This window comes from Streptomyces thermovulgaris (genome assembly GCF_002155915.1).
GTDB classification, from domain to species: Bacteria; Actinomycetota; Actinomycetes; order Streptomycetales; family Streptomycetaceae; genus Streptomyces; species Streptomyces thermovulgaris.
The window spans coordinates 1-5,023 of record NZ_MUME01000258.1; the positions used below are offsets into that span (position 1 = coordinate 1).

A 5,023-nucleotide genomic window follows, 5' to 3' on the forward strand; every position below is an offset into this window, starting at 1 on the left:
GACGGCCTCCGTGCGCAGCGGGTTGATCTCCGAGACGGCGCCGACGAACGTGGTCTTGCCCACGCCGAAGCCGCCCGCCACCACGATCTTGGCGGAGGTGGTGGAGCGGGAAGGACCGCCGCTAGAGCTTGCGAAGTCCACTGAGCACCCTTTCGAGCAGTGTCACGTCTGGCTGGCCACCGGCGTTCTCGTCGCCGCCGGGCTGATGGATGGCGACCAGGCCCGCCTCCGCCAAGTCGGCGACGAGGATCCTGGCCACGCCGAGAGGAATCGACAGCAGGGCCGAGATTTCGGCCACCGACTTGATCTCGCGGCACAGTTGGCAGATCCGCTGATGCTCGGGCAGCTGACCCTGCATCTGGTGCGGCTGCGCGGTGGTGTGCACCAGCGCCTCGATGGCGAGCTGGTACCGCGGCCTGGTGCGACCGCCCGTCATGGCGTACGGGCGGACCAGGGGGTTGCTCGACGCCCCGGCGGGCGCCGGCTCAGGGGTGCGTCGCTGTGGCTGCATCGGCTGCATCGGCTGAGCCGGTGGCTGCTCGTACGGCGACGGGCCGGGGGCCTGTGGCACGTACGGCTGCTGGTGGTGCGGAGCGGAGGGGAAATAGGGGCTCGCCGAAGCGTCGCCCTGACCCTGGACAGGGCCGTACGGCCAGTTGCCCGAGGACGGACCGCCTGGGGGTGTTGCCACTTTCTCTCCTCCTCCGACTGTGCCGGGCACCCGATGGCTCCGGGGGAGCCGCGTCCCGAAACCTTAGGGCTTCGGGACGCCGAAACGCACCGTCTGGCTGTTAGTTGAGAAGGCTTCCCTGAAGCTCCGCGCGGAGATCCGGAGTCAGGACCGTTCCGGCCCGGTCGACCAGAAGCGCCATCTCGTACCCAATGAGACCGATGTCCGCCTCCGGATGTGCGAGGACCGCGAGGGACGAACCGTCGGAGATGGACATGATGAAGAGGAACCCTCGCTCCATCTCCACAACCGTCTGGTTCACGTTACCGCCCTCGAAGATGCGCGAGGCACCGGCGGTCAGTGAGGTCAGACCGGAGGCGACGGCCGCGAGCTGGTCGGCGCGGTCGCGGGGAAAGCCTTCGGACATCGCCAGAAGGAGTCCGTCGGCGGAGACCACCACCGTGTGGGACACCCCGGGGGTGTTGTCCACGAAGTTGGTGATCAACCAGTTCAGGTTCTGTGCCGCCTGGCTCATCGGGCTCACACTAACGCTCCTGGTTGTAGGTGCTGTCAGGACCGAAGCCCTGGCCGTTCTTTTCACTTCCTGCGCTGCGTCCCCGCTGGACGCCCCGGCGCAGGTTGCTCAGCCTGCCTCGGACGTCCTCGGGGGCGCGGGAGACCTGTGGGCCGCCCTGCGGGGTCGATTCCGCGGAGCCCCGGACCAGATTGGCCTTGGGCACCCGCCGTGGCAGACCGGAGGAGGTCACCCCGCCGGCCTTGGGCTTGCGGAGTTGCGCGGCCTGCTGCCAGCGCTCGTCGTTCGCCGAACGCCAGTTGCTGTCGCCGCTGTTCTCCGGAGTACGGGACGGCGTTTCCTTGTTCACGGGCCGCGTGCCGTTCGAACCGCTCGCGGTGGTTCCGCGGCGGGGCAGACCGGCGTCGGTCAGCTCGTGGACGGCGGAGGGGGCCGGTCCCGGACGCTCGAAGCCTACGCGGTTCGTCTCGTTTCCGTCAGTGGCCTGCGTGGCTTCCGCTTCCGGAGCGTACTGACCCTGGTAGCCGTTCTGGTAGCCGTCCTGCTGGGACCAGTCGCCCTGGTAGGACTGCTCCTGGAAGCCGGTGTACGCCCCCGACGCCGAGGCGTCGGCCGGAGCGTGCTCCTGCTGTCCGGACTCCGCATAGGCGGAGTCGGGGTAACCGCCGTCGGACGAGTAGGAGCCGCCGGCGTCCGGCAGGCCACCGTTCTGTGCGTAGTACGTCTCGTTGTACGACGGCTGTCCCGTCCCGTCGTACGAGGACTGGCCCGTCTCGTCGTAGGCCGTCCCCTGCTGCTGGTCGTATCCGCCCTGCTCGGGGTAGGGCGTCTGGCCGGTGTCGTACGCCGGCTGCTGCTCCGCGGGCTGGGCGGAGTGGTCGGCGGACCCGTCCGCCTGCGACTCCTGCTTCCGGCTCTGCGCCTGCGCCTCCAGGGCGGCACGGCGCTCCTCGCGCTGGAGCGAGCGGCCGATGGGGTCCAGCGCCCTGGCGTCGTTCGGGACCTCGTACCGGCTGTCGTCGAAGCCGAGCTCCGCGGCGGTGCGCACCGGCTGCGAGGCGTTGAAGTCCTCACCCTGGAACTGCTGCTCCGGGATGATCTGCGAGACGGTGAACTCTTCCTGCTCCAGCGTCTGCTCGCCGCCACCGCCGTGGGTGATCGCGTCCGGCAGCATGACCAGCGAGGTGGTGCCGGCCTGCTCGCCGGAGGGGCGCAGCTGGACGCGGATGCCGTGCCGGTCGGCGAGGCGGCCGACCACGAACAGGCCCATGCGCTGGGAGATCGCCACGTCCACGGTGGGCGGGTTGGCCAGCTTGTGGTTGATGTCCGCGAAGTCCTCGGGGGTCAGACCGATGCCCTTGTCGTGGATCTCGATCATCACCCGGCCGTCGGGGAGACGGGTCGCGGTGACGCGGACCTTGGTCTGCGGGGAGGAGAACGTGGTGGCATTCTCCAGCAGCTCGGCCAGCAGGTGCACGAGGTCGGTCACGGCGCGGCCGTGGATCTCGGCGTCGGGGATGCCGGACAGCTCGATGCGCTCGTACTGCTCCACCTCGGAGGAGGCCGCGCGTACCACGTCGATCAGAGGCACCGGCTGGTCCCAGCGGCGGCCGGGCTCCTCGCCGGCGAGAACGAGCAGGTTCTCGCCGTTGCGGCGCATACGGGTCGCCAGGTGGTCCAGCTTGAAGAGGTTTTCCAGCTGGTCCGGGTCGGCCTCGTTGTTCTCCAGCTCGGTGAGCAGGGCCAGCTGGCCCTCGATCAGCGACTGGTTGCGGCGCGAGAGGTTGGTGAAGATCGCGTTGATGTTGCCCCGCAGCAGGGCCTGCTCGGAGGCGAGCCGGACGGCCTCGCGGTGGACCTGGTCGAAGGCGCGTGCGACTTCGCCGATCTCGTCGGTCGAGGTGATCGGAATCGGCGTCACCCGGGTGTCGACCCGGCCGGGGTCGGTGCGCGAGAGCTGGTCGACCAGCATCGGCAGACGCTGCTCGGCGATGCCCAGGGCGGCGTGGCGCAGCTTGCGCATGGAGCGGCTCATCTGGCGGGCCACCATGCCGGCCAGGATGAACGCGGCGAGCAGGGTCACGACGACGACGGCACCGGTGATGACGGCGTCGCGCCTGGCGTCGTCGGAGAGGTTCTGCGCCTCGGCCACGGCCTTGTCGACCAGCTCGCTCTCGACCTGGCTGTAGCCCTCGAACTTCGCGGTGTAGGCACCCAGCCAGGTCTTGGGGGTGACGCCCCTGGCCGCCAGTTCCTCGGGGGTGAAGGCGCCGGAGGCGACGCCCTGGAGCATGTTGTCGGCGCCCGGCATCGCCGAGTAGGCGCCGCCCTGGGTGGAGGAGCTCTGCCCGGCGCCGACCGCGGTGCCCTTGTCGCCGACGGCCCGGCGCTTCTCGGCCATGACGTCGTCGAGGCGGGTCACGTCGTCCTCGGTGGCGGACGAGACGAACTCGTTGATCGCGATGCCCTCGAGGTAGCGGTACGACACGAGGGAGACCCGCTGCTGCTGGGCGGCGTCCCGCTTCTCGGCGGGGCGCACCAGGAGGTGGACACCGATGGAGCGCTGCAGTGAGGCGGCCGCCTTGGCCAGGGAGACGGCGTAGACCGTGCGGCCGTAGCTGGTGACGTTGCTGGTGCCCACTCCCAGCTCGTTGGCGAACTCCATCAGCGAGTGCTGGACCGCGACGTAGCCCTCCTCGGTCTTCACCGGGTCCATGGCGGCCGTGTAGGCGGCCTCGCGCAGTTGCGGGAGAGCGGTCTCGTTGGAGCGGAAGAGCTTCATCCGGCGCTCCAGGGCCGCGGTGCGCGGCATGTCCTGGGCGACGCGGTCGAACTCCTCCTTGGCCGCGTCGGTGCGTGCCCGCAGTTCGTTGACCTGCTTGGAGTTCCTGTTGCCCTGCAGCAGGTCGACGGCGGTCAGGTCACGCTCGTTGAGAAGGGCCTGGCCGTAGTCCTTGGCGGCTCGCACCAGAAGGGCCACCTTTTCGGCGTCCTCGGCCTCCTGCCAGGTGTCGATCGACCCCTTGACCTGGAAGCCGCCCATCACGAGGCCGACCAGTACGGGCAGGAGCAGGATCGCGTTCAGCCGGGTCGGTACCCGCCAGTTGCGCGGAGAGAAACGGCCGCCGCTCGGGACGGGAGCGGCCGTCGGTTCCGAACCCGGCGCACTCGAAGGCGCCTTTCCGCGCGGTGGCGGGGTGAAATTGCCCCGGACCGACGGCTCGGGACCGTTCTTGCTTCGCCTCACTCGACCAACAACCTCTCGGCGGTCGGCACCTACATCGTGCCGCAGTGTCTCAGAACCCTGTCCGCCATCGACGACCCAGTACAGCCGAGTACGTCTTTGACCATTGGGCAGTTCAGGCATTCCAGCACGTCAGCATGGACTCTTCCAAACAGTGGGGTCCAGCGGAGTATGCGCTTGCGCGCCCCAGATAAAACGGTCATAAAGAACGAGCGTCGGCAAAAAGCCGGGAGAACGTGCGCGCAGCGGCACCATATGTGCGCGACGCGTGGCCATACCCGTCGATTCCTCTGCCGAAACGTTATGAACATCGGGGTCGGCCGTGTCAAAGGACACAGCCGACCCCGATGTGGCTACGACAACTGCCGTACAGTTTCGCCGACTTGGCGGCTACCGAGAATGGTTCTCGGGCATTACTTGAGCCGGGCCATGAGGGCGTGTTCGACCAGTGTGATCAGTGTCGCCTTGGCGTCCGCGCGGTGCCGGGCGTCGGTGGTGATGATGGGGATGTCCGGGCCGATCTGCAGGGCTTCGCGTACTTCGTCCGGGGTGTACGGCTGCTGGCCGTCGAAGC

Annotated in this window: 3 protein-coding genes and 2 pseudogenes; all 5 read right to left on the reverse strand. The window is 68.8% G+C overall.

Annotated features, from left to right (window positions below; translation table 11 throughout):
* Positions 1 to 141, reverse strand: a pseudogene (locus CCN35_RS19900) (ATP-binding protein); the annotation flags it as partial.
* Positions 122 to 691, reverse strand: a complete 570-nt coding sequence (locus tag CCN35_RS19905) for a DUF742 domain-containing protein (RefSeq protein WP_067400627.1) — start codon at positions 689 to 691, stop codon at positions 122 to 124. The pseudogene CCN35_RS19900 and the gene CCN35_RS19905, both read right to left, overlap by 20 nt.
* 100 nt (positions 692 to 791) lie before the next feature.
* The gene (locus CCN35_RS19910) at positions 792 to 1,205 is read right to left on the reverse strand and encodes a roadblock/LC7 domain-containing protein (RefSeq protein ID WP_029385896.1); all 414 of its coding nucleotides are present in this window, start codon (positions 1,203 to 1,205) and stop codon (positions 792 to 794) included.
* Between the two features lie 10 nt (positions 1,206 to 1,215).
* On the reverse strand, positions 1,216 to 4,452 hold the full coding sequence (locus tag CCN35_RS19915) for a sensor histidine kinase (protein ID WP_086793777.1): 3,237 nt from the start codon (positions 4,450 to 4,452) through the stop codon (positions 1,216 to 1,218).
* A gap of 410 nt (positions 4,453 to 4,862) precedes the next feature.
* Positions 4,863 to 5,023, reverse strand: a pseudogene (locus tag CCN35_RS19920) (ATP-binding protein); the annotation flags it as partial.